This window comes from Nonomuraea sp. NPDC049607, assembly GCF_040675375.1.
In the GTDB taxonomy this organism is placed as follows: Bacteria; Actinomycetota; Actinomycetes; order Streptosporangiales; family Streptosporangiaceae; genus Nonomuraea.
On the sequence record NZ_JBFAOV010000019.1, the window covers coordinates 1 to 22,723 of the forward strand.

Below are 22,723 nucleotides of genomic sequence, written 5' to 3' on the forward strand. Positions count from 1 at the left end.
TCGGCGGATTCTTCCTGGTCGAGCTGGCCTACGGCCTGATCTCCGGGTCGCTGGCCCTGATGTCGGACGCCGGGCACATGGCCGCCGACGTCGTCGCCCTCGGCGCGGCCCTGGTCGCCACCAGGATCGCCGGCCGCCCCGACACCACCGGCCGGCGCAGCTACGGCTCCTACCGGGCCGAGGTGTTCGCCTCCCTGCTGGCCGTGCTGCTCATGCTGGGCGTCGCCGTCTACGTGGTCGCCGAGGCGATCGGCAGGATCGGCGGCCCGGCCGAGGTCTCCTCCGGGCCGATGCTCGTGGTGGGCGCGCTCGGCCTGTTGGTCAACCTGATCGCCCTTTTCCTGCTGCGGTCAGGCGCGAGCGAGAGCCTCAACGTCAAGGGCGCCTACCTGGAGGTGGTGGCCGACACCGCCGGCTCGGTCGGCGTCATCGCGGCGGGCTGGCTGATCACGGCGACCGGCCAGGTGTTCTGGGACACGGTCATCGCACTGGCCATCGGCGTGTTCGTCGCCGTACGCGCGATCTCGCTCGGACGGCAGGTCTTCGCGGTGCTCGGCCAGCACGTGCCCGAGGGCATGGACGCCGCCACCGTGGCAGCCGACCTGGCGGCCATCGAGGGCGTGCGCGACGTGCACGACCTGCACCTGTGGACGCTCACCTCCGGCATGAACGTCGCCACCGCCCACCTCGTCACGGGCGACCAGAGCGACAACCACTCCGTCCTCGATCAGGCCCGCGACCTGCTGCGCACCCGTCATGGCGTCGCACACGCGACCCTTCAGGTGGAGCCGGACGGCCACATCGGCTGCGACGAGGTCGGCTGGTAGCCGGGGTCTCCTTCGACGGCCGCCGGTAGAGCCAGGTCAGGCGGGGTTCGAGCACCCACTTGAAGAGGTCGCGGGTCTGCGGCAGGCACAGCACGATGGTCAGGGCGAAGCTGCTCGACAGGATGGCCAGAGCCCCGAGCGGCCCGAAAAGCCAGGGGTAGGACAGCCGGCAGCGGCGGCGTTGCGCTCGAAGGCCAGGGCCTGGGCCTTGTCGTCCTTGATGTTCACGCCGAGGAAGCGCACGCCGCCGGCCTTCGTCAGGGCGGCGGCGCCCCTCAGGACGGGCGCCTCGGCCCGGCAGGGAGCGCACCAGGACGCCCAGAAGTTCAGCACCGTGACGGATCCGGCGTACGAGGCGATCAGCGCGGAGCCGTCGCCGAGCCGCTCGCCGCGTACGACGGGTGCGGGGCGGCGCCGCTCGGCGGGGAAGATCGCGACCTTGCCGTCCTCGGCGACGAACCGCGTGGACCCCGCGGGTGACTGCTCCTGCGCGGAGCCGACGCAGCCCGCCGTGAGTGCCAGCCCGACGAGCGCGGGCCGGTCAGCCGCCGCCCAGGGCGGCCACGGCGGCGATCATGGCCAGGATCAGGACCGTCACGACGGCGACGGCGACGGCGATCTTCAGGTTCGTCGACATGCTTCAGCCGGCAGCCGGAGGCGACGTCTCGGCCGCGCCGCGGGCGGCGAGCATGCCGCGCATCAGCTCGATCTCCGCCTGCTGGGCGGCCAGGATCGAGCTCGCCATCCGCTTCACCTGCGGCTGGCCGCTCCCCTGGGCCGCCTGGGCCATCTGCACGCCGCCCTGGTGATGCGGGATCATCAGGCGCAGGAAAAGAGTCTCCGCCTCCTTGCCGCTCGCCTGTTCCAGCTGCTTGAGCTGCTCCCGCGTGGCCATGCCGGGCATCTGGGCGGTCTGCTGTCCCATGCCGGGCATGTTCTGGTGGCCCTGCCGCATCCAGGCCATGCGGGGCTCCAGCGACGCCTGCGGCAGGCCCCACATGTCGAGCCAGGCGTACATCTGCCCGATCTGCTGCTGCTGGGTGGTCGCGATGTCGTAGGCGAGCGTCCTGACCTGGCGGTCTGTGGTCCGGTCGCGGATGATCAGTGCCATCTGCACCGCCTGCGCGTGATGGGCCTGCATGTCCCGGGCGAAGCCGGCCTCCAGCGACGCGTCCCCGGGCGGGCCCGCGTACCAGAGGCGGAACCCGAGCCCGGACAGCGCGAGCGTCAGCACGACGGTCACCGCCACCAGGACCCCGCGCCGCCGCAGGAGGGGCGGGAACCTCATACCGACGGCTCCCCGACCCCACCGCTGCAGGACGCGCCCGGCTCGGGCGTCCCGGGGCCGTTGATGTTGGCGCGCAGGAACGCCGTCAGCCGCGGGTCGTCGGCGCGGTCGAGCTTGAGCTGCTTGCCCCAGGAGCTGAGCACGACCGGCGCCGACAGGCCCGTGTACGGCGACAGCACGACGAAGTCACGTCCCTGGGCCTGCTTGAGCAGGATGTCCAGTTGCTCCTTGGGCAGCCCCGGCCGGAAGGCGACCCAGACGGCTCCGTGCTCCTGGCTGTGGACGACGTTCTCGTTGCGCAGCGGCTTGGTGTAGATGCCGCAGTTCTGCCACTCCGGCGCGTGGTCGCCGCCGACCGGCGGGGCCTGCGGATAGCTGACGGCCTTGTCGGTGTGGTTCCGGGCGCTCACGTTGATCGTCTGGACCGCGTCCAGCGACCGGCCGGCCCGGTCGGCCTGGACGAAGGCCGTGGCCGCCACGGCCAGCCCGCCGGCGACGACCACCGAGACACTGATCATGACGACCCGGCGCCGGCGCTCCGCGCGCCGCTGCTCGGCCTGCAGCGCGGAAAGCCGCTCCTTGAGCGTGCCTTCGGCGTTCTTGCCCATCCGCCTACCTCCGACGACGTTCTTCTACCGTACGTAGAACTTCTACAGTACGTAGAATATGAATGCCGTAAGCCGACGTCCCCGTGCGATGATCGTGGCAATGAGCTTCTCGGCCTTGCGCCGCTCCTCGCGCAGCCGGGTGTCCCGCTTCTACGGAACGTAGAAACTAAAGGGAGTGTACGGCGTCGCCGCCCGCCGGGCATCCGGTCAGACCGTGACGCACACCAAGGGGGCGATCAGCACGGCCAGGGGCCCGCCCAGTTGCAGGACGGCCGCCGCGTAGGCCACCACCGGGACCCAGCCCGGTTCGCCGCGCCCATGGAGCAGGCGCTGCAACCGTTCCACCACACCGGCGTCGGCCAGCGCGAACGTGGCGGCCGTGCCCGGGTCCTGCCCGACGGCCGCCATACGCACCAGGGCCCGCGCCAGCGGCAGCTCGCCGTGCGCGCGACAGGCGTGATCGTCGGCGATCATCTCCAGCAGCACGGTCACCGCCCGCTGCCCGGTCCGCACGGCGGGCAGCCACGAGAACGCGTGCGACAACGCCACGAAAGGCAGCAGGGCGAGGTCATGGCGGCCGCGGGCGTGCGCCTGCTCATGCCGCAGGACGGCCTCCAGCTCCACCGGCGTCAGCGCGTCCAAGGCGCCCTGGCTCAGCACGATCCGCCGGCGCCTGCCCGGTACGCAGTAGGCCACGCGCCCGGCCACCGGCAGCACATAGGCGTCGTAGGCCGGCAGATGCTCGGCCACGACGTCGACCAGCAGGCGCTGCCGCCGCTGCTGCCGGATCGTCCCGGCCAGGACGCGCGCCGTGTGGACGGAAAGCCAGCCCAGCAGCCCCACCGACCAGGCCAGGGCCAGGACGTGCACGGGCCCGAGGCCGTCGAGCCCGTGCCCGCCGAGGAGCTGGCGGGCCAGCGTGTGCATCCCGTGCGGGAACACGGCCGCCAGCGGCGCGACCGCGGCCACCAGCCCGAGGGCGACCGCGCCCAGCCCCGCCCCGACCCCGAGGGCCTGCCACAGCGCGAGCGCCGCACGGGGGCAGCGCACGGCCCAGGCCGCCCGGGCAAGGGCGCGGGCGGCGCGATCGCCCAGCGTCACCGGGAGCAACGCCACCCCGGCGGCGGCGAGCCAGCCGATCACCGAGCCGTTCCGATCTCCTCGTCCAGCGCGTCGCGCAGCGCCGCGGCCACCTCGGGCGTCACCGTGCCGACGAACCGCTGCACCGCCGCCACCACGTCGCCGGCCTCCTCCAGCGCCGCGCGCATGGCCTCGGCGACGAAGGCGTCCTTGCCCGCGGTCGCCTTGTAGAGATGGGCCCGCCCGACGCGCTCGCGGGCCACCATGCCCTTGTTCGCCAGGCGCATCAGCACGGTCAGCACCGTCGTGACGGCGGGACCGGAGGGCAGACCGGCCGCGAGGTCGTGGGCGAACATGCCCTCAGGATGCCGCCACAGGGCTTCCATGATCGAACGTTCAAGGTTGCCGAGCTGCATCCTGACCCTCCTTGCGGGCTCCAACCGGAAAGAGGCTACCGTGATGCCCGCCACACGGGGCGTAGGCAGGACGGTGACGTGCAGGCAGGGCGCGCCGTGGCTCATCCGAAGGGCCGAGCGTAGAGGGAGAAGGACTTGTCCCCTGTGGGACCTTGGGTCAGGCCCATGCACAGCAGCGGCCCGGCGCCGGACGACGCGAGGACGGCGAGCCCTTCGGGTTCGCGGGGGACGAGGTTCCTGGCCGTGCGGTCCAGGATCTGCTGCTCCACCTTCCCGCTGGGCAGGTGGATGCGGTAGAGGCGGATGTTCCCCGGCGAGGAGACGGGGTTGGCGGGGCCGTAGGCGCTGCCGAGCAGCTGGTAGGCGTGGTCGGCGCGCAGGGCCATGCCCTGGAACGGCAGCCCGAGGGCGGCGCCGGGCTGCGGGAGGTCGGCGAGCGGGCGGAGGTCGCCGGAGGCCAGGCGGCGCAGGTCCAGGAGCCGGAGGCGCGGCTCGCCGGCGAGCTTGTAGCGCAGCAGCAACCGGCCGGAGTCGGGATCGAGGGTGGGGGCGTTGCTGGTCGAGCCGGGCAGCGGCCGGCAGGTGGTCAGGAACCGGCTGCCGGGGGTCAGCACGGCGCCGTCGACGAAGGAGAAGCGGCAGATGCCGCGGCCGTAGCCGGAGGCCGGGCTGGCGTCCCATTCGGTCCACACCACGGTGCCGGGGCCCGTGGTCCGTTGAACGCCCAGGGCGCCGCCATGGCCGAAACCCAGCAGGTACATCGCGCCGGTGAGGGTGCCGTCCCGGGACAGGCGGTTGAGGCACAGGTCGCCGCGCCGGGCGCGTTCGGCGTGGGTGCGGGAGCGGCGTTCTCCGTCCAGGCGGACGCCGCCCTGCATGAGCTGGAGGGCGTACAGGTGACCGTTGCGTTCGTCGAAGGCGAAGGACTGCAGGACGGTGCCGTGCAGCAGCCGCCCGTCCCGCAGCAGGATCCGGCCGGTCGAGGCGAGGCTACGCGAGTCGGCCGCCGACGGGAGCGCCAGGGCGGCGGGCGGCCTGGCCGGTGTGAGATCCATCGCGGCGACCAGCGTGGCGATCGCCCCCGAACGCAGCGCCTCGCGACGGGACGGCTGAGGAGTCATCGGATCGCCCCGCCCACGGGTACGGGCGGACGCCGGCAGGTTCCGCGAGGGACCCCATCGCCGGCGGCGAGCCGCGCGCGACAGGTCACGCGCCCTGGTCGCCGTCATGGCAGGTGGCGGCCCAGTTCGCGGCCGGCTCGTCGGCAGCGGCGCGGACGGGGGCGGCGGCGGGCGCGACAGCGGTGGCCGCGACCGTGGCGGTGTCGGGCCGCGGGGCGTGATGGGTGGGGCCGTGCGGGTCGGGACAGTGCGGCGTCAGGCGTCGCAGGCCGCCGTCCTCGTCGAAGGCGTGGCCGCCGGGCATGGCGTGGTCGACCTGAAGCGTGGTGTGCTCGATGTCGTGGCGTTCGCGCAGCAGCCGTTCGACGGCCAGGCGGGCGGCGTGGCAGTCGGCCCCGGGAACGACCAGCACGTGTGCCGACAGCGCGGGATAGCCGGACGTGACCTCCCAGATGTGCAGGTCATGCACCTCGACCACGGTGTCGATCGCGGCGATCTGGCGGCCCACCTCGGCCGGGTCCAGCCGCGCGGGGGCGGCCTCCATGAACACCCTTCCCGCGTCGCGGACCAGGCCCCAGCCGGCCTTCAGCATCAGGGCGGCGACCACGAGGGCGGCGATGGCATCGGCGCGGTACCAGCCGGTCAGCCAGACGACCAGGCCGGCGAGGGTGGTGGCGATGAAGGCGTACAGGTCGTTGAGGATGTGCTGGAAGGCGCCTTCGACGTTGAGGCTGGAGCGGTTGGCCTTCGACAGCAGCCAGGTGGCGGCCACGTTCACGGCGATGCCGGCCAGCCCGGTCACCACCACGAACAGGCCCTCGACCTCGGGCGGCACGATCAGGCGGCGGACGCCCTCGAAGGTGAAGTACGCCGCGAGCAGCAGCAGGGTGATGCCGTTGACCTGGGCGGAGATGATCTCGGCGCGCTTCAGGCCGTAGGTGAAGCCGCCGCGCGGCGGCCGGGCCGCGATCCGCATCGCGACCAGCGCCAGCATGATCGCCATGGCGTCGGTGAGCATGTGCCCGGCGTCGGAGATCAGCGCCAGCGAACCGGCGATCACGCCGACCACCACCTCCACGGCCATGAAGCCGGCGATCAGCGCGAGCGCCCCGCGCAGGTAGCGCCGGTCGGCGTCCGCGCTCACCGCATGCCCGTGCCCATGACCGTGCCCATGATCGTGCCCGTGCTCAGACATGCCTGGAGCTCCTCGGAGGGTGGGTGACGTGGGTGATGGCCAGACGCAGGCGGCTGTGCACGTCGGCGGCCGACGGCCGGGAGCAGGCCGGGCGTACCCGCGCGACCCGATGATCCGCTACATCTGACTGGGTGTTCATATGTACAGATGCTTGCCGCTGTAGCCCCGGAGGTCAAGAGCCCGCGACGGATGATCGCCGAAAACAGGCTTTACTCATGAACATCTGATCAGATGTTTAAACTTTCGGTAATGCGTCAACTACACACCGTAGAAGTTCGCCGGTCCGGAGCCCCAGGACCTGGTCGCGCTCTACAGGTTCCCCCGCACCGGTGCAGCCACACGCACAGGAAGGGCTCGCCACATGAGAACCGTCCACACCTCCGCCGCCGCGATCCTGATGATCACCAGCGGCTGGCTGACGCTGACCGCATCGCCCGCGCAGGCCGTCTCCCCCTCGGCCGGCCCGGCGTCCATCCGGGCGTCCACCGCACGGCCCGTCAGTTCGTGCCGCTACCAGTTCGACCACCTCAAGCGCGGCGAGACCATCGCCGTCCTCGCCGCCCCTCGCCGGGGGCAACGCGTGCTCGGCAAGCTCGCTCCCGGCGGCCGTGCCGTCACCGGGGGATGCGCCGCGAAGAGCGGCTGGCTGCAGGTCGCCACGCCGACCGGGGCCTGGGGCTGGGCATCGGCGCACCACCTGCGCAGGCTGCCCGCGGGGACCCGTTCCTTCACTCCGCGAGCCGGTTCCTGGACGCCGGGCTGCCGCTACACCGTGTGGGGCATCCGCCCGTCCAGTCATCTCAACGTACGATCCGGCGCCGGCTTCGGTCACCGCCCGATCGCCGTACTGCACCCCAACGGCCATGCCGTCACCGGGGCGTGCGCCGGCAGGCGCGGCTGGCTCCAGGTCACCACGTCCACCGGCGCACACGGCTGGGCCTGGAACGGCTACCTGCGCAAGACCACCTCCACCAGGTGACACCCCCCACCTCCGTCTCCCGTCGCCCTGCTCTGGCCTCCCGCGTCAGACGTGGAACCACCGAGCGAAAGGAACACCGGTGACCGAGCCCCACGACCACCCGCACCACCACCATCACCACGAGGGCCACGACCACGAGAGCGGCCACGACCACGCCTCCGGCGACGAGACCGGCTGCGCCGACGACCACACCGCGGCGACCGGGCAGGGCCCGGACTGCGGCGCCGGACACTGCCACGACGATCACGACCCGACCGCGCCCTAGCACACGGCGGCCCGCACCTCGGCGGTCAGGCCGTCACCCCCCGCTCGCGCGGCCGATCCCGCTCCGGCTCGTCCATGGGCGACGCCGGAGCGCCCCGCGCCCCGCCGAGTCACGACATCGAGACGACGGTGAAAGGCTGGATCAGTTCCTCATGCACGCCGAGCACGAAGACCACGACCACGAGAGCGGCCACGAGCGTGGCCCCCACCTCCCGCACAGCCACGCCGCCCAGGACGGCGCCACCTCTCCCCCGTTCCAAACAGGCCCGGCCGGGCGGCTCGCCCTGCTGACCTCCTCCGCGGTGCACCACCAGGTCTTCACCGTCGTCCGCCTGCGCTCCGGCTACGACCTGGCCGAGGTGGACGCCTTCCTGGCCCAGGTGGAGACCACACTCAGCCTGCTCTGGCAGGACAACGCCCAACTGCGCGAACGCCTCGGCGCCGCCCCTTCCGCGAGCACGCCCACCGAGGCCGGCGTGCTCGCGGCGGCACACCGCAGCGCCCAGGAAGCCCTTGAGTCCGCCCAGCAGGAAGCCCGCCGGATCCTCGCCGAGGCCCACGCCGACGCCGAACGCCTGCGCCGCGAGGCCGCGTCGGCCGCCGACGCGCTGACCCACGCCACCCGCCAGGCTCTCGACGACCAGCTCGGCCGGCTCGAACGCGCCATCACCGAGCAGGGCCGGAACCTCCAGCACAACCTGCACACCCAGCTCGGTCACCTGCGCGCCGCGCTGGCCGACCTGGACACGCACGGCCCTCCGCCCAGCCACGGCGCCCATGAGGCCGCATCGCCGCGGCCGTTCCCCGAACGGCTGCTCCCCTCCCCCCGCGACCCGGCCGCCGGTCACTGACGAACGGCCTGTCCCGTCCGTCGTCGCGGTGTCACCACGCGACGACCGCTCACCAGTCCCGCACCCACGCCGGAAAGGCCGTGTCATGTCCGTGCCGCTCGGGGGATCGACGCCGCTGTCACCGCCCCCGCACGTCCTGACCCTGTTCGAGCTGAATGTGGCAGACACCCCCGTCGACACCGCCCTGCCGGCCTGGACGACGTGGGCCGCCGTGGTCCTGGTGGCGCTGTCCACGCTGGTCGGCGCCTCCCTGGCGCGCCGCAAGAACGCCACGATCAGCGTCTGGCTGGCCGTCGCGTCGGCGCTGATGCTCATCACCGCCCTGGTCGACCTGCTGCCCGACGCCTGGCACGAGGCCGACGCCACCGGTGTGCCGCTGTGGGTGGTGGGGCTGGCCGGCGCGTTCGGTTTCCTGGTCATCACCTTCTTCACCCGTAAGGGCTGCGGGCACGGTCACGGCGACAAGGCCGGTGGCGGGCGGCACGCGCCCGGCCTGCACCGCCGGGTCAAGCAGGCGGTCAGCGCCGCCGTCTACGGCGGCGTGGGCACCGCCGCCGCGCTGTCCCTGCACCGCATGATCGAGGGCGCCACCCTGGCGCTGGCCGCCTCGGCCGTCGTGGTGGCCGCCCTGGTGATCCACTCGGCCAGCGAGGGGCTCGCCCTGACCGCCATGCTCGACCTGGCACGCAGACCGGCCGCGCCCTGGCTGGCCCTGTCCTGCCTGGCCCCGGCCGCCGGCGTCGTGCTGGCGACGGTGGGGCCGCTGCCCGCCCAGAGCGTGCCGATCCTGCTCGGCATGGTCACCGGCGTGCTGCTGCGCACCGGCGTCATCGGGCTCACCATCGCCCGTGACAGCCGCCGCCTGACCCGCCGTCACCTCGTCGTCGCCGCCTCCGCCGTGGCCGCCATCGGCGGCCTGCTGGTCGCCACGCAGACTCTGCTGGCCGACGGTCCGCCGCACTCCTCCTCGCCGGTCGCCGCCGGTCGCGGCGCCGGCCCGGCATCCTCGTCCGCCGCGGCGCCTCGGCAGCTGTCGGAGGCCCAGCTACGCGCCGCCGTCACCGCCAGGCAACTCACCCTCGAACAACTTCTGGCGCGCAGGGACGCCACCACCATCGCCGCCGACGCCACCACCCTGCTGCGCGCCCTGCCCGAGCACACGTCCGACCAGATCACCCGGACCCTGCGGCAGGCCGGGATCGATCCCGGCACCAGCGTCGGCGAGCTCACCCTGCTCCAGCGCCACCTCCTGCTCACGTCCCTCAGCGACGCGCTGCCCACCCCGAGGTCATGAGCTGAAGAGCCGGTCCAGGTGCAGGTCGATCGCGGTGAGGGCGTCCTGGGGTTCGATCACGTCCAGTTCGATCAGGGGGGTGAGGCCGGTGAGGGCGAGGAGCAGGTTGGTCTCGGTCGCCGGGTCGCGGTCGGAGTGGATGTGCCCGTCGGCGATCGCTCGGCGGACCAGTTGCTCGACGAGGGCCCGTCCGCGGACGAGGCCACGGCGCGCCTGCTCGTGGACGGCCTCGTCGTGCAGCGCCTCCAGGACGTAGGCGGCGCTCATCCGGCTGGTCGCACGGGCGTCGGCGTGCAGGGGGAGCATCTCGGCGAGCGTCAGCCGGAGCACGTCGCGGGGGTGCGGACGGTCGCCGAGCTCTCGCAGGCCCTGCTCGACGCGCAGCGAGGTCTGTTCGGCGGCGAAGTCCACGGCGAAGGCGAGCATGGCGGCCCGGGTGGCGAAGTAGTGCTGCAACTGCCCGAGGGACATGCCCGCCTCCTGCGCCACCACCCGCGTCGTCAGGTGCGTGACGCCGCGCCGCTCCACCACCCGCCACAACGCACGGGCGATCGCTTCGCGGCGTTCGCGGTGATCCACCTGTTTCGGCATCTGCGGACCTCTCCCTCGACGTCTTTCCCATACGATTGACATAATACAGTTGACTTACAACTGTTCGAGGAGGGAAGCGTCGTGCATGAAGAGCCGAAGGTGCGGACCGCGGAAGGTGTGGTGCAGGGACGCCGGCGGCGGGGGCACGCGGTGTTCCGCGGCATTCCCTATGCCCTGCCCCCGGTCGGAGCGCTGCGCTTCGCCGCGCCCGCCCCGCCGCCGCGCTGGGACGGAACGAGGCAGGCGACGGAGTTCGGCCCCGCGGTACCGCTGTCCCTGCCGGTCGACGTGGGCCCGCCGCAGGGCACGGACTGGCTGACGCTCAACGTCGGCACTCCGGATCCGGGGGCGGCCGGACTGCCGGTGCTGGTGTGGCTGCCCGTGGGCGGCTACGTCTCGGCGGCGTCGAGCGACCCGATGTACGACCCGGCGGTGCTGGCCGAGGCGGGGCTCGTCGTGGTGACCGTCAACTGCCGCGTGGGCGCCGAGGGTTTCGCGTTCCTCGACGACGCGCCGCCCAACCGCGGCTTCCTCGACCAGATCGCGGCGCTGGAGTGGGTGCGGCGGAACATCGCCGCGTTCGGCGGCGATCCCGGCCAGGTCACCGTGGCCGGGCAGTCCGCCGGGGCGGGGTCGGTCGCCGCCCTCCTGACGATGAAGCCGGCGCGCGACCTGTTCCGGCGGGCCGTCGCCCACTCGGTGCCGGGGCTGCACAGCACCCCCGCGCTGGCCCGGCAGGTCACCGCCGCGCTCGCGGACCGGCTCGGCGCGACGGCCCCCACCGCCGCGGCCCTGCGCGACATCGACCCCTGGCGGCTGGCCGCCGAGCTCACCTCCTTCAACGCCGGCCTCCACGCGCACCGGGAGAGCTGGGGACGGCTCACCGCGACCGGCACCGCCCTGTGTCCCGTCGTCGACGGCGAGGTGCTGCCCGAGACGCCCTGGTCCGCGCTGACCGGCGGACGCGCGAGCGGGATCGAGCTGCTCGTCGGCCACACCAGGGACGAGTTCCGGCTGTTCAGCGTCATGAGCGGACGCCGGGGCACCTTCACCGACCGCGACGCCCGCACGGCCCTGGAACTGCTCGCTCCCCGTCCGCGCGGGGCGGAGGCGTACCGGGCCGCGTTCCCGCAGGCCGGGCCGGAGGAGCTGGTGGAGACGGTGTACTCCGACGCCCTGTTCCGCATGCCGTCGCAGAAGCTGGCCGAGGCGAACGCCGCGGCCGGGGGCACTTCGTACCTGTTCGAACTGCGCTGGCCCGCCCCGGCCCTCGGCGGCACCCTGGGCGCCTGCCACAGCCTCGACGTGCCCCTGGCGTTCGGCACATTGGACAGTCCCGTCGGCGCGCAGCTCATCGGCGACGAGCCCGACCCCGAGGCCGTCGCGCTCGCCCACGAGCTCAGGGAGGCATGGGTCCGTTTCGTCACCACCGGCGACGCGGGATGGGCCGCCTACCGGCCCGACCGGCGGCTCACCCGCGTCCTGGACGCCGAGTCGGAGACCATGCCCTACCCCGAACAGGCCTCACTCCGGATCTGGGACGGCCACTCACCCACGCCCTTCGACCTCCCGTAGGGCGTGCGGGGCGAAAATCGTTTGCCCGGCAGGGTGGCGCTCCGAGATCGTGAGCTCCATGAGGCTCTGACGACAGCACCCCGCCACTTCGAGATGCCGCCCGCCCATACCCTTTTTCAGCGAAGAGAGCGTCCTTGTCTCAGCGACACACTTCGGCCACCGTCACCGTGTTCGCCTCCCCCACCAGCTGGATCGAGTCCGACGCCGTCGCGCAGTGCCACCAGGTGGCCGCCCTCGACGGCATGACGCACGTCGCCGCCATGCCGGACCTGCACCCCGGGAAGGGCGCGCCCATCGGCGCCGCCATGACGTCGGCCGTCCTGTACCCGTTCCTGGTGGGCTCCGACATCGGCTGCGGGATCGCCGTGTTCCCCGTCAGGCTCAAGCGCGCCGTACCCGAGAAGCTCGCCGCCCGGTTCCCCGACCTCGACCGCGCGCTGGACCCTGAGCGGGATGCCGACGACCCCGCCTGGGCCGTCATGAAGGACGACATCCCCGCAGGTCACGCCGAGGGGCTCGGCACGGTCGGCCGGGGCAACCACTTCGTCGAGCTGGCCAGGGTCGGAACCGTCCTCGCGCCCGACCACGCCACCCGCCTCGGCGTCGACGCCGGCGACCTGGTCCTCGTCGTCCACAGCGGCTCCCGGGGGCTGGGCGAACGCATCCTGCGCGAGCACACCGCCGTCCACGGCGCGGGCCCCGCCCCCGATCCCGACGCTTACCTGGCCATGCACGACGAGGCCGTACGCTGGGGGGCGCTCAACCGGCGGCTGCTGGCCGCCCGGGTCGCCCACGCGCTGGGGTTCGAGGCCGCCGAGCCGATCCTCGACCAGTGCCACAACCTGGTCGAGCGCCGCGACGGGAGCTACCTGCACCGCAAGGGAGCGGCGCCGGGCGACGGCCGCGACGTGCTCATCGCCGGCACGCGCGGCACCCCGTCCTACCTCGTGGCCGCCCACGCCGGGCCGGACGCCGGCCACTCCGTCGCCCACGGCGCGGGCCGCAAGATGTCCCGCGCGGACGCCCTTCGCCGCGGCCGGGCCAAGCACACGGTCGAAGAGCTGCGCCGCACCCCGGTCGGGTCGCTGGTGGTGTGCGGCGACCGCCAGCTCCTCTTCGAGGAGGCGCCGACGGCCTACAAGCGCATCGAGCAGGTGATCGCCGACCTCGTCGCCCACGACCTGGCCACGCCCGTGGCCACCACGATCCCCCTGGTCACCTACAAGACGGCCGACCTCGGGCCGGCGGCCCAGAGGAACCGGCGGCGCGGGAGGGGCCGGCCGTGAGCGTCCACCTGCTCCTGTCGGCCGGGCGCGGCCCGCAGGAGTGCGCCTGGGCGCTGGCCCAGCTGCTGCACCGCCTGGAACGCGACGCCGCCCGGCAGGGCCTGGAAACCCGCCGGGCGCACACCGTCCCCGGCGACCGGCCCGGCACCTACCGGTCGGTCCTCGTCCAGATCGACGGTGACGACTCCGAGACGTTCGCCGCCTCCTGGACCGGAACCCTGTGCTGGCAGGCCCCCAGCCCCTACCGGACCGCCACCGGCCGGAAGAACTGGTACGTCATCGCCCATCCGTGCCAGGTCGACACCCCCCGGACGACGTTCGCCGAAGCCGATGTCGACGTCGTCGCCTGCCGCACCGGCGGCCCCGGCGGCCAGCACCGCAACAAGGCCAGCACCGCCGTACGGGCGACCCACCGGCCCACCGGGACCGTCGTCGTGGTCGACACCGAGCGGCAGTTCAGCCTGAACCGCCGCATCGCCATGCGGCTGCTGCGGGAACGTCTGGAACACGGCGACCAGGCGGCCGAGCGCGCCGTCACCACTGCCCGCTGGCGCGTCCACGACGAGCTCGTACGCGGCAACCCCACGCGCACCGAACGCCCGGAACCACCGAACCAGACGCGCTGACCCGCGGTCCCGGCTCCCCTCAGGAAAGCCTCGGGACCCGTTGCGGGCCGGGGTGCTCTCGCGTGCGGCGTGGGGGCCGTCCAGCAGGGCACGGTACGCGTCCCGGAGCGGGGTGGCGTCCAGGAACGTCCTTCTTCTTGGACCGGCATCGCCGTCAGGCGAGCACCTGATCCCTGGCGGCGCCCACCGTGACCACGGCCAGGTCGGACCGCATCGAGCGCAGGTCGATCCGGTCGTCGAAGCCGCGCCGGTCGATGACCGCCCCGGTCCGGGCGTCGAGTGCGAGCACGGTCCGCTCGTCGGCCGCGACGTAGACGACCCGCCCGTCCGTCAGCACGTCCTGCGACGTCCCGGCCGGACGTTCCAGCGGCCGGCGCCAGGCGAGGCCGCCGTCGGCGACGCGGTAGGCGACGATCCCCGAAGCGGTGTCGGCGATCACCAGGTCGGCCGTCACGCCGAGGGAGCCGGCGGAGGGGTTGGGACGCAGTCCCGCGCGCGGGAGGCGCCACACGACCCGCCAGTCCGCGGTCCGGCGGACCACGAGCCCTCCGTCCTCCACCGTCACCGCCCGTCCCGCGCCCAGGTCACGGGCGTCGTACGGCCCGGCGTCGGCGAACGTCCAGCGCGGCTCGCCGTCCTCGGCGCCGAGGGCGGCCCCCGCGTACCCGGGGCAGCGCCGGGCGGTCAGCACGACGTCGCCCAGGGCGCGGGCCTCGTCGACGGGTCCGCAGGAGGCGGCCGGGCGCGTCCAGCGGGTGGCGCCGGTCCGGCCGTCCAGGACGTCGAGGCGGCCGTCGTGCAGGATCACCAGCATGCCGGGCCGGGCGACGGACAGCGTCCACATCGACCGCCACTCGCCGTCGAGGGTCCGGCCGGCCGCGGCGAACGGCCCGGCGGGCAGGTCCGTCCGCCAGACGACGCGGCCGGTCGGCACGTCGACGAGGGTGACCCGGCCGTCGCGCCAGACGGCCGCCCCGCGCCGGTCGTCGACCCTGACCCAGTCCACGAGGTCGTCGCCCCACAACCGCTGGTACGTCCACCGCCCACCGCCGCCGACCCGTACGGCGGCCACCCCCCGGCGGCTCACGCTCACCGCGACGTCACCGAACAACTCGGCGCCGGACGGGACGTCACCCAGGACGTCGATGGACGGCGTGCCACGCCCCGGCGGACTCCAGGGCCCCGCCACAGGACCGGCCGTCACCGTGACGACCTCCCCCGGCCATCCCACGACGGACAGGACGGCGACGCCGACCAGCACCACGACCGCCGCGCGCACCCCCCGCGAACGCTCGGCCATGGCCCCGCATCCTCTCGCACCCCCGGCCCACAAAGGAACTGTAAGCCGAAAAAGCGCCCGTAACCCATAAAACCGTATTCGCGGCGAAATGAACGGGGCGAATGTTGAACTTCCTCCAGAAATGGCCGCGCTGATGGCGAAAACCGAAGTTCCCGTAAAGAGGGAAGGTCTCATTCGTGGGAGATCGTTTGCTATGTCAATCGGGCTGTTCACAAGTGCGCATGGCTACCTTCGGTATTCGTGAAGATACGATCTGGCCCTACGGGGCCGGTAACCAGCTCATCTGGCCCAAGACGTGCGGCCGTTTCCACAATGCTCCTTCTGAGCGCGGTATCGGTCGCGCTCCAGCCCGCCCAGCCCGCGGCCGCGCAACCGGTGCCGCTGGTCGAGGAGGACTTCACCGGAGCCACCGCGATTCCCGAGTTCATCGGTGTGGGATCGGCCTGTCTGACGGGCGCGCCGGCGGCCCCGCCCGCCGGGCCGGGCGACCATCCGCTCGGAGGTTGTCCCGCCAACGCGGCGGGTCCCGTCCCGCCGACCGGGGGAGCGCCGTTCGGCTACCTCCAGCTCACCAGCGCCGATCTCGACCAGACGGCGGCCGCCCTCTACAACTCGCCGATCCCGGCCGAAGAGGGCCTGGACGTGACGTTCGAGCAGTGGCAGTACGGCAACACCACGGCGGTGCCGGCTGACGGCATCTCCTTCTTCCTGATCAACGGGGAGGCCACGCTGGACCGCCCCGGCGCGTTCGGCGGCAGCCTCGGCTACGCCCAGAAGCTGCCCGACGACGACCCGGCGAACCCGTTCGAGCCCGGGGTCAACCAGGGCTACGTCGGCGTCGGGCTGGACGTCCTCGGCAACTACTTCGGGGACTGGGAGCAGCGCGGCCGCACCTGCGCCGAGCGCTCACCGGCCGGCACGGGGTTCCGCGTCCCGGCTCCGGGCCCGAACATGGTCACGGTGCGCGGCCCGGGGAACGGCACCGCCGGGTACTGCTTCCTGACCGCCACCACCAGCAACTTCACCACCACGGGACCGTGGCCGTCGACGCTGCCGGGCACCCTGCAGGGGCCCACGCGGTCCGTGCCCAGCGACCCGCGGGCGGCACAGGAGGCGCTTGAGGAGTCCAAGCGCACGGTCAACGTCCGGATCACCCCGGCGCCGAACCCTGAGATCACCGTTTCGATCGACTTCAACGACGGCAACGGGATGCAGGAAGTGCTGTCCCTGCCCGCGCCGCAGCCGGTCCCGGAGACGTACAAGTTCGGGTTCGGTGCTTCCACCGGCCTGTTCAGCGATGTGCACCTGATCCGGAACGTGGTCGTGCGGCCGGTGGCCGAGCGGCCGGAGCTGAGGCTCACCAAGCGCATCGACGACGACGCCGAGCTGCCCGATCCGGTGCCGGTCGGCACCGAGGTGCCCTACGAGTACGTGGTCACCAACACCGGCAACATGAACATCACCGACCTGGTGGTGGACGACGACGTCGTCGATGAGGTCGTCTGCCCGCGGACCACCTTGAACGTGGGCGAGCGGGTCATCTGCCGCGGCTTCTACACGGTCACGGAGGAGGACGCCGAGCGCGGCTCGGTCACCAACACCGCCGTCGCGACGGGCCGGGCGGACGACACTGAGGTCACCTCACCGCCGTCCGAGGTGACCATCGGCGTCACGGACGAGCGCGGGATGCTGGAGCTGGAGAAGACCGTCGACGACTCCCGCACCTACCGTCCCGGGGACCGCGTCACCTACCGCTACCTCGTGCGGAACACCTTCGACGAGACCGTGACCGACCTGCGGATCGACGACGACCGGGTGACGGACATCACCTGCGAGACCACCACCCTGGACCCGGGCGACGCCACGACCTGCACGGGCACGTACGCGGTCACCGAGGAGGACGCGGCTCGCGGCTCGGTCACCAACACCGCCACCGCGGTGGGCATGGTGGAGGACGTCGAGGTGTCCTCGCCGCCGTCCGAGGCCACGATCGAGGTCGTGGGCGAGCGCGGGAAGCTGCTGCTGGACAAGAGCGTCGACGACACGCGCACGTACCGGCCCGGGGACCGCGTCACCTACCGCTACGTCGTCAGGAACACCTCCGACGAGACCGTGCGGAACCTCAGGATCGACGACAACCGGGTGACGAACATCGTCTGCCGGGCCACCACGCTGGCGCCGGGCGAGAGCACGACCTGCACGGGTATCTTCGTCGTGCCGGGCCGTCCCGGCGGCGGCAAGGACTGCCGCAAGGGCTGCAACTTCACCATCACCAACACGGCCGTGGCCAGGGCGGACGGCCTGACCTCCGCACCGGCGACGGCCAGGATCCGGGTGACGCAGAAGCAGCAGCCCCCGCACCGCCCGTGCCGGCCCTGGAAGAAGAACGACCACTGCCGGCCCGGGAAGAAGCCGCACCACCCCGGCCATGACCACAGGTTCGACCACAAGGTCGACCACAGGTACGACCACGGTCGCCAGTGCCCGCCCGGGATGATGCAGACCTCGAAGTGGGGATGCGCTCCCATCCACGAGGAGAGGCCCGAGCAGGACATGGGCCGTCCGATGGACGAGTTCTCCGAGCCTCAGCGCGAGGACGAGATGGAGAACATGGACACGGACAACCCGTACGCGGAGGTGGATGACATGGCGATGCCTTGGGAGACCTCCTACTAGGTCCTCCCGCCTTCCATCCGTGTCGACCTGATGGTCCCTCCCTGCGGGGAGGGACCATCGTGCTGTCCGGCCTCAGGCGGTCAGCCCCAGCCGCCGACCTTCTTGAGGAAGACGATGCCGTCGATCGCGCCGAGCTGGGACGGGTCCAGCGGGAAGTAGGCGAAATCGTGCGAGACGCGCTTCGCGGGGTCCGTGACGAGGTCGGCCAGGCGGCGGGCGTCGATCACCGAATGATCCCCAGGGAGCGCGGACAGGATGCCCTCGACGGTGTCCGGCGGCGGGGTGACGTCGCCGGTGGTGCCGAAGGCCGAGGCCAGGTAGGCGTACCGGTCGCCCAGCCGGGTGGCGGCGATGGCCCCCGCGCTCCACCACTCCAGCCGCTGGTCGCCGAACTGCATGGACGTCCGGTCGCGCTGGAGGTGGAGGTTGGAGGAGAAGACCAGGGCCGGGCCGCGCCGGGCGACGGCCCGCAGGTTGGCCGCCATCATCGCGTCCCGCAGGGCCGACAGCCGGGTCCACCGTTCCGGGGAGGCGTCGGCCATCCAGTGGTGGTAGCGCAGCAGGCCGGTGGCGGTGCGCGCGTACAGCTCCGCCCGTTCCCTGTCCCGCGCGCCGAGCTGCGGGGACTGCGTGTCGAGCAGGGCCGCCAGATCGTCGGCGATCACCCGGAGCCGCTGGGCGTCGGCGGACTGGCCGATCGACTTCGACGGATCCATGGCCGTGGCCTCGTCCGACCATCGCTCGTCCGGGCCCAGCAGCGTGTCGAGGGTCTCCCTGGTGACCACGCTCGTGAGCAGCGGGCCGTCGAGGAGGTCGTACAGGCCGGTGAGCGCCTCGCGCGGGCTCGCCGCCCAGTACTCCAGAGGGCCGTCGACCCCGAAGAAGCGCAGTTTCTCGTCATGCTCCTCGTTGTAGGCGCGCATCCACCGCACGAGCTCCCGGTTGGCCGCCGAGGCGCCGAAATCGTGGCTGAAGCCGCGTTCCATGACGTCGTCGAGCGTGCCGGCGCCGGTCGTGACGTGGTCGTCCACCAGCAGGCCCTTGAGACAGTCGCTCTCGATGGCGAACGACCGGTACCCCTCGTTCTCGACCAGGTGCCGGAAGATCTCGTTCCGCACCTCGCCCAGTTCCCCCACGAAGTGCCGCGCCTCGCCGAGACCGAGCAGCAGCGGCTCGGCGGGAAGCGACCGCAGGAACGCCGAAACACCCGCGCCGTCCACCGGCCAGGCGATGTCCTTGATGTCCATGCCTTCAACGCTATCGTTGAACTTTCGGTGTAACCTTTGCGCTTCAACGACGGCTCCCCTCGCCTGAAACCCTCAACCGGCCGAGTCATCTTGAACAAGTCGTTCAAAACAGGCTGTTGACATCAGATTGCGTCGGACGGCATTGTTACCTCCATGTCGAGCACTGACCACCCCTTCTCCCCGCCGGACGCCGAGCAGGCGCGCCTTCAGCGGGTGCACGCCTCCCTGTTCCGGATCGCCGAGCGGCATGCCGCCACCGACGAGCAGCGGAGCCGGCAGGCGCACCCGTCGGTCATCGGTCCGCACGAGGCCGTCCGGCTGGTGTCGTTCCTGCTCAGCGGGGCCGCGAAGTTGGACGACGGCGAGCCGGAGGTGGACCAGGCCGACATCACCGCCGCGTTGAGCCTCGTCCCGCTGGTCCGCGGGGAGCTGGACGCGCTGGAGGCCGCGCTGCTGGGCATGGCCCGGGGGCGCGGGATGACCTGGCAGGAGATCGCCTTCGGGCTCGGGCTGGGCACCGCGCAGGCCGCCCGGCAGCGCCACGAACGCCTCACCGAACGGACGGAGACCGCGTCCGACTAGCCGGGCGCTCAGGTGCGGCGCGGGCGGTTCCACCAGAGGGAGAGCGACAGCGCCGCGACGACGAGCAGGGCGCCGGCCCCGGCGAACACGGCGGCCGCGTCCACCCGTTCCCGGACGACGGTGAAGGCGCCGGGAAGGGCGTCCAGGGCGGTTTCGAGCTGGTCGGCGTTCTCGGCGCGGTGGTAGGAGCCGCCGGTCGTCCGGGCGATCTCGCGGAGTGCGGGCTCGTCGATGACCTGGGGGTTGCGACCCCGGTCGAAGCCCCCACCGCCGCCGAACCCGCTTCCCCATCCGCGGAAGCCACGACCGTCGAACTGCGAGTTGTCGCACACCATCGCCGCCGGGTTCGTGGTGCCGAAGCCGATGGTGAACACCCGTACGCGGCGCAGCGCCGCCTCCTGGGCGGCCCGCTGCGGCTCGACGCCCTGGGTGTTGGCGCCGTCGGTGAGCACGACGATGGCGGCGCCCGCGTACCCCGAGCCGGCGGCGGGAGGGGTGGCCGAGGTGGCCGCGACCGACGGGTCCACCTCGGCGATCGCGTCGATCGAGGTGAGCATGGCCTGCCCGATCGCGGTGCCGCGGGCGACGGTGAGCCCGTCCAGCGCCTCGATCAGGGTGTCGGTGTCGTCGGTGGGCGGGACGAGCAGGCCCGCGGTGCCGGCGAAGGTGACCAGGCCGATGCGCGGTCCGCCGCGCTGCGACTCGATGAAGCCGGCGGCGGCCTTCCGGGCGGCGGTGATGCGGTTGGGGTCGACGTCCGTGGAGCACATGGAGCCGGAGGTGTCGAGCGCGAGCAGGATCGTCGTCGACCGCGTCGGCACCGGCACCGACGCCTGCGGCCGCGCCGCCCCGACCGCGAGCAGCGCGAGCCCGGCGACGAAGAGCGCCACCGGGATCCGCCGCGTCCAGCGCGTACGCCCGGGAAGAGCGGCCCGTACGAGCGCGATCGAGGTGACGCGCACGGCGTTCCGCCGCCGGCGGCGGAACGCCCACCAGCGGATCGCGAAGATCAACGGGATGACCAGCGCGGACAGCAGCGCCCAGGGCCATGACATCGACATTCAGATCACCCGTCCGGACCGCAGCACGGTGAGCGCCGCGCCCGCGGCGAGCAGCACGAGGGCGAGCCCGATCAGCCCGCCGGCGAGGGGCAGCGGCTCGTCGGAGACGGTGAGCCGCAGGTCGATCGTGTCGGCGACGCCGTCGAGCCGCGTGGCGTCGGCGGCCGGATGGTAGCCGCCGCCGGTGGTCCGCGCGATCGTGGTGAGGGTGTCCTCGTCGAGCGCGGTCTGCAGGTGGTAGCCGTCGACCCGCACCGCCGTCCCGGCCGTGGTGCCGATCCCGACGGTGTGGATGCGCACGCCCGCCTTCTGCGCCGCGGCGGCGGCCCGCTCGACGTCGCCGCCCTGGTTCTGGCCGTCGGAGAACATCACGATCGTCGCCGACGGCCAGTAGCCGACGTCGGGCGGCGCGCCGTCGCGGCCGACGACCACCTGCCTGCCGGTGATGGCCGTCAGCGAGGCGGTGATGGCCGCCCCGAGCGAGGTGCCGCCGGTGACCTTCAGCCGGTCGATGGCCTTGAGCGCGACGGAGTGGTCGGCGGCGGGCCGCGCGGTGGTGAGCGCGCCCCGTTCGAACGCGACGACCCCGATGTCCACGCTGTCGGGCTGCGCCGACACGAACGCGCGGGCCGCCCGCTGCGCGGCCGCCAGCCTGGTCGGCGCGACGTCGTCGGCGCCCATGCTGTTGGAGACGTCCACGGCGAGGACGACGGTGCCCGCCGTCCGCGGCACCGGCACCATCGCCGCCGGCCCCGCGGTGGCCAGCGCGAGCACGCCGACGCCGGCGACCGTCAGGCCGGTCCCTAGGTACGCCCCGCGCCCGCCCGCCCCGGCGAACCCGGCCGCGGCGAGCGCCGACCTGCGGCGGCGGGCCGAGACGACGGCCGCCCAGGCCAGCGCCGCCGTCACGAGCAGCCCGGCGGCCAGCAGCAGCGGGGACGACAGGGTCAGGCGATCACCGATGATCCCCGTCACGGCGACCGGTCCCCGGTCCGGGCGACGACCTCGACCAGCGCCTCGACCAGGTCACGGTCGGTGCCGACGCGGTGGACCGGCACCCCGGCCCGGCGCATGCCCGCCGCGAGCCGGGCGTCGCGGGCGTCCACGGCCTCGCGGAAGCGGATCCGCAGCAGCGGGTCGGCGGAGTCGACGACGAGCTGCTCGCCGGTCTCGGCGTCCTCGACCACGATCAGCCCGGCCTCGGGCAGCACGTCGTCGGCCGTGTCCACGATCCGCAGGGCGACGACCTCGTGCCGCCGGGCCAGGCGCCGGAGCGAATGTTCCCAGTCGCCGTCGCCGATGAAGTCCGACAGGACGACGACGAGCGAGCGGCGGCGCGCCAGCCGTCCGGCCGCGTCGAGCATCCGGGCCAGGTCGGTGGTGGCGCCGGCGCGCGCGCCGGCGGTGCGGTCCAGCTCGGCGCCGATCCGCAGCGTGTGCCGCCGGGAGGCGCCCGGCGGCACGACGCGCGACATCCCGTTGTCGAACAGCAGCGCGCCGACGCGGTTGCCGCCCCGCCCGAACAGCCGGGCGAGGACGAGCGCCAGCTCGGCCAGCACGTCGTGCTTGCCGCGTCCCGGCCGTCCGGCCGCCATCGAGGCCGAACGGTCGAGCACCAGCCACACGGTCAGCTCGCGGTCCTCGGTGAACACGCGCAGGTGGGGTTCGTCCAGGCGGGCGGTGACGTTCCAGTCGATGTGCCGGGCGTCGTCGCCGCCGGTGTAGGGGCGCAGGCCGGTGAAGTCGACGCCGGAGCCGCGGTGGGCGGTGCGGTGGGCGCCCTGGAGGCGGCCGTCCAGCCTGCGGACGACCTTCCACTCCAGGCGGAGCAGCAGTTTCTCGGGGGCGGTGGCCAT

Annotated in this window: 23 protein-coding genes; 10 read left to right on the forward strand and 13 right to left on the reverse strand. The window is 73.0% G+C overall.

Going from position 1 to position 22,723, the window contains the following annotated elements:
* A partial coding sequence (locus AB0J97_RS31155) for a cation diffusion facilitator family transporter (protein ID WP_364095140.1) occupies positions 1-827 on the forward strand: 827 nt, incomplete at its 5' end.
* A gap of 99 nt (positions 828-926) precedes the next feature.
* Here AB0J97_RS31155 and AB0J97_RS31160 read toward each other — a convergent pair.
* The 7 genes from AB0J97_RS31160 to AB0J97_RS31190 all read right to left on the reverse strand — a co-directional run bounded on the left by AB0J97_RS31160 (position 927) and on the right by AB0J97_RS31190 (position 6,535).
* Positions 927-1,349, reverse strand: a complete 423-nt coding sequence (locus AB0J97_RS31160; protein WP_364095518.1) for a redoxin family protein — start codon at positions 1,347-1,349, stop codon at positions 927-929.
* 118 nt (positions 1,350-1,467) lie between these two features.
* A complete protein-coding gene (locus tag AB0J97_RS31165; RefSeq protein ID WP_364095143.1) occupies positions 1,468-2,115 on the reverse strand; it encodes a DUF305 domain-containing protein in 648 nt (215 codons plus the stop codon).
* A complete protein-coding gene (locus AB0J97_RS31170; RefSeq protein ID WP_364095146.1) occupies positions 2,112-2,723 on the reverse strand; it encodes a DUF3105 domain-containing protein in 612 nt (203 codons plus the stop codon). Before AB0J97_RS31170 ends, AB0J97_RS31165 begins: the two co-directional genes overlap by 4 nt.
* Before the next feature lie 207 nt (positions 2,724-2,930).
* Positions 2,931-3,866, reverse strand: a complete 936-nt coding sequence (locus tag AB0J97_RS31175) for a M56 family metallopeptidase (RefSeq protein ID WP_364095149.1) — start codon at positions 3,864-3,866, stop codon at positions 2,931-2,933.
* Positions 3,863-4,219 (reverse strand): BlaI/MecI/CopY family transcriptional regulator, encoded by a 357-nt coding sequence (locus AB0J97_RS31180; protein WP_364095152.1) that lies wholly within the window; start codon positions 4,217-4,219, stop codon positions 3,863-3,865. Before AB0J97_RS31180 ends, AB0J97_RS31175 begins: the two co-directional genes overlap by 4 nt.
* Before the next feature lie 101 nt (positions 4,220-4,320).
* Positions 4,321-5,340 (reverse strand): hypothetical protein, encoded by a 1,020-nt coding sequence (locus AB0J97_RS31185; RefSeq protein ID WP_364095154.1) that lies wholly within the window; start codon positions 5,338-5,340, stop codon positions 4,321-4,323.
* An 85-nt stretch (positions 5,341-5,425) separates the two neighbouring features.
* A complete protein-coding gene (locus AB0J97_RS31190) occupies positions 5,426-6,535 on the reverse strand; it encodes a cation diffusion facilitator family transporter (protein ID WP_364095156.1) in 1,110 nt (369 codons plus the stop codon).
* Between the two features lie 361 nt (positions 6,536-6,896).
* Here AB0J97_RS31190 and AB0J97_RS31195 point away from each other — a divergent pair, with 361 nt between their 5' ends.
* From AB0J97_RS31195 to AB0J97_RS31210, 4 genes are all read left to right on the forward strand, one after another.
* Positions 6,897-7,514 (forward strand): SH3 domain-containing protein, encoded by a 618-nt coding sequence (locus AB0J97_RS31195; RefSeq protein ID WP_364095161.1) that lies wholly within the window; start codon positions 6,897-6,899, stop codon positions 7,512-7,514.
* Between the two features lie 79 nt (positions 7,515-7,593).
* Positions 7,594-7,779 carry a hypothetical protein gene (locus AB0J97_RS31200; protein WP_364095164.1) on the forward strand — a complete coding sequence of 62 codons (186 nt, stop codon included), beginning with the start codon at positions 7,594-7,596 and terminating at the stop codon, positions 7,777-7,779.
* A 151-nt stretch (positions 7,780-7,930) separates the two neighbouring features.
* The gene (locus AB0J97_RS31205) at positions 7,931-8,629 is read left to right on the forward strand and encodes a DivIVA domain-containing protein (protein ID WP_364095167.1); all 699 of its coding nucleotides are present in this window, start codon (positions 7,931-7,933) and stop codon (positions 8,627-8,629) included.
* 85 nt (positions 8,630-8,714) lie between these two features.
* Entirely contained in the window at positions 8,715-9,923 is a 1,209-nt protein-coding gene (locus AB0J97_RS31210; RefSeq protein ID WP_364095170.1) for a hypothetical protein, read from the forward strand.
* Here AB0J97_RS31210 and AB0J97_RS31215 read toward each other — a convergent pair.
* Positions 9,918-10,514 carry a TetR family transcriptional regulator C-terminal domain-containing protein gene (locus tag AB0J97_RS31215; RefSeq protein WP_357696398.1) on the reverse strand — a complete coding sequence of 199 codons (597 nt, stop codon included), beginning with the start codon at positions 10,512-10,514 and terminating at the stop codon, positions 9,918-9,920. The genes AB0J97_RS31210 and AB0J97_RS31215 overlap by 6 nt on opposite strands.
* Positions 10,515-10,595: 81 nt before the next feature.
* On the opposite strand from AB0J97_RS31215, the gene AB0J97_RS31220 reads away from it, so the two are divergent.
* The 3 genes from AB0J97_RS31220 to prfH all read left to right on the forward strand — a co-directional run bounded on the left by AB0J97_RS31220 (position 10,596) and on the right by prfH (position 14,001).
* Entirely contained in the window at positions 10,596-12,089 is a 1,494-nt protein-coding gene (locus tag AB0J97_RS31220; RefSeq protein WP_364095174.1) for a carboxylesterase family protein, read from the forward strand.
* Positions 12,090-12,223: 134 nt separating this feature from the next.
* Entirely contained in the window at positions 12,224-13,375 is a 1,152-nt protein-coding gene (locus tag AB0J97_RS31225) for an RNA ligase RtcB family protein (protein ID WP_364095176.1), read from the forward strand.
* On the forward strand, positions 13,372-14,001 hold the full coding sequence (prfH, locus tag AB0J97_RS31230; protein ID WP_364095179.1) for a peptide chain release factor H: 630 nt from the start codon (positions 13,372-13,374) through the stop codon (positions 13,999-14,001). The genes AB0J97_RS31225 and prfH overlap by 4 nt, the downstream gene beginning before the upstream one ends.
* A gap of 154 nt (positions 14,002-14,155) precedes the next feature.
* Here prfH and AB0J97_RS31235 read toward each other — a convergent pair whose 3' ends face one another.
* Positions 14,156-15,301 (reverse strand): PQQ-binding-like beta-propeller repeat protein, encoded by a 1,146-nt coding sequence (locus AB0J97_RS31235; protein WP_364095182.1) that lies wholly within the window; start codon positions 15,299-15,301, stop codon positions 14,156-14,158.
* Between the two features lie 312 nt (positions 15,302-15,613).
* Between AB0J97_RS31235 and AB0J97_RS31240 the strand changes: the two genes are divergently transcribed.
* Positions 15,614-17,977 (forward strand): hypothetical protein, encoded by a 2,364-nt coding sequence (locus tag AB0J97_RS31240; protein ID WP_364095185.1) that lies wholly within the window; start codon positions 15,614-15,616, stop codon positions 17,975-17,977.
* Between the two features lie 80 nt (positions 17,978-18,057).
* Here AB0J97_RS31240 and AB0J97_RS31245 read toward each other — a convergent pair whose 3' ends face one another.
* The gene (locus tag AB0J97_RS31245; RefSeq protein ID WP_364095188.1) at positions 18,058-19,224 is read right to left on the reverse strand and encodes an erythromycin esterase family protein; all 1,167 of its coding nucleotides are present in this window, start codon (positions 19,222-19,224) and stop codon (positions 18,058-18,060) included.
* A gap of 153 nt (positions 19,225-19,377) precedes the next feature.
* On the opposite strand from AB0J97_RS31245, the gene AB0J97_RS31250 reads away from it, so the two are divergent.
* Complete coding sequence (locus tag AB0J97_RS31250; RefSeq protein ID WP_357696413.1) at positions 19,378-19,806, forward strand: DNA-binding protein; 429 nt, start codon at positions 19,378-19,380, stop codon at positions 19,804-19,806.
* 8 nt (positions 19,807-19,814) lie between these two features.
* Here the strand turns inward: AB0J97_RS31250 and AB0J97_RS31255 are convergent, their stop codons facing one another.
* The 3 genes from AB0J97_RS31255 to AB0J97_RS31265 are packed head-to-tail and all read right to left on the reverse strand — an operon-like array spanning position 19,815 to position 22,723.
* Positions 19,815-20,867 (reverse strand): VWA domain-containing protein, encoded by a 1,053-nt coding sequence (locus AB0J97_RS31255; RefSeq protein WP_364095191.1) that lies wholly within the window; start codon positions 20,865-20,867, stop codon positions 19,815-19,817.
* Complete coding sequence (locus AB0J97_RS31260) at positions 20,868-21,842, reverse strand: VWA domain-containing protein (RefSeq protein WP_364095194.1); 975 nt, start codon at positions 21,840-21,842, stop codon at positions 20,868-20,870.
* Positions 21,839-22,723, reverse strand: coding sequence for a DUF58 domain-containing protein (locus AB0J97_RS31265; protein WP_357696419.1), 885 nt, complete (start codon positions 22,721-22,723; stop codon positions 21,839-21,841). Before AB0J97_RS31265 ends, AB0J97_RS31260 begins: the two co-directional genes overlap by 4 nt.

Bases quoted from the DNA above. Each gene is read 5' to 3' on its own strand.
- AB0J97_RS31165 (WP_364095143.1), bottom strand. From the start codon at position 2,115: ATGAGGTTCCCGCCCCTCCTGCGGCGGCGCGGGGTCCTGGTGGCGGTG.
- AB0J97_RS31255 (WP_364095191.1), bottom strand. From the start codon at position 20,867: ATGTCGATGTCATGGCCCTGGGCGCTGCTGTCCGCGCTGGTCATCCCG.
- AB0J97_RS31235 (WP_364095182.1), bottom strand. From the start codon at position 15,301: ATGGCCGAGCGTTCGCGGGGGGTGCGCGCGGCGGTCGTGGTGCTGGTC.
- AB0J97_RS31215 (WP_357696398.1), bottom strand. From the start codon at position 10,514: ATGCCGAAACAGGTGGATCACCGCGAACGCCGCGAAGCGATCGCCCGT.
- AB0J97_RS31210 (WP_364095170.1), top strand. From the start codon at position 8,715: ATGTCCGTGCCGCTCGGGGGATCGACGCCGCTGTCACCGCCCCCGCAC.
- AB0J97_RS31265 (WP_357696419.1), bottom strand. From the start codon at position 22,723: ATGGCCACCGCCCCCGAGAAACTGCTGCTCCGCCTGGAGTGGAAGGTC.
- AB0J97_RS31180 (WP_364095152.1), bottom strand. From the start codon at position 4,219: ATGCAGCTCGGCAACCTTGAACGTTCGATCATGGAAGCCCTGTGGCGG.
- AB0J97_RS31245 (WP_364095188.1), bottom strand. From the start codon at position 19,224: ATGGACATCAAGGACATCGCCTGGCCGGTGGACGGCGCGGGTGTTTCG.
- AB0J97_RS31195 (WP_364095161.1), top strand. From the start codon at position 6,897: ATGAGAACCGTCCACACCTCCGCCGCCGCGATCCTGATGATCACCAGC.
- AB0J97_RS31205 (WP_364095167.1), top strand. From the start codon at position 7,931: ATGCACGCCGAGCACGAAGACCACGACCACGAGAGCGGCCACGAGCGT.
- AB0J97_RS31170 (WP_364095146.1), bottom strand. From the start codon at position 2,723: ATGGGCAAGAACGCCGAAGGCACGCTCAAGGAGCGGCTTTCCGCGCTG.
- AB0J97_RS31240 (WP_364095185.1), top strand. From the start codon at position 15,614: ATGCTCCTTCTGAGCGCGGTATCGGTCGCGCTCCAGCCCGCCCAGCCC.
- AB0J97_RS31250 (WP_357696413.1), top strand. From the start codon at position 19,378: ATGTCGAGCACTGACCACCCCTTCTCCCCGCCGGACGCCGAGCAGGCG.
- AB0J97_RS31185 (WP_364095154.1), bottom strand. From the start codon at position 5,340: ATGACTCCTCAGCCGTCCCGTCGCGAGGCGCTGCGTTCGGGGGCGATC.
- AB0J97_RS31190 (WP_364095156.1), bottom strand. From the start codon at position 6,535: ATGTCTGAGCACGGGCACGATCATGGGCACGGTCATGGGCACGGGCAT.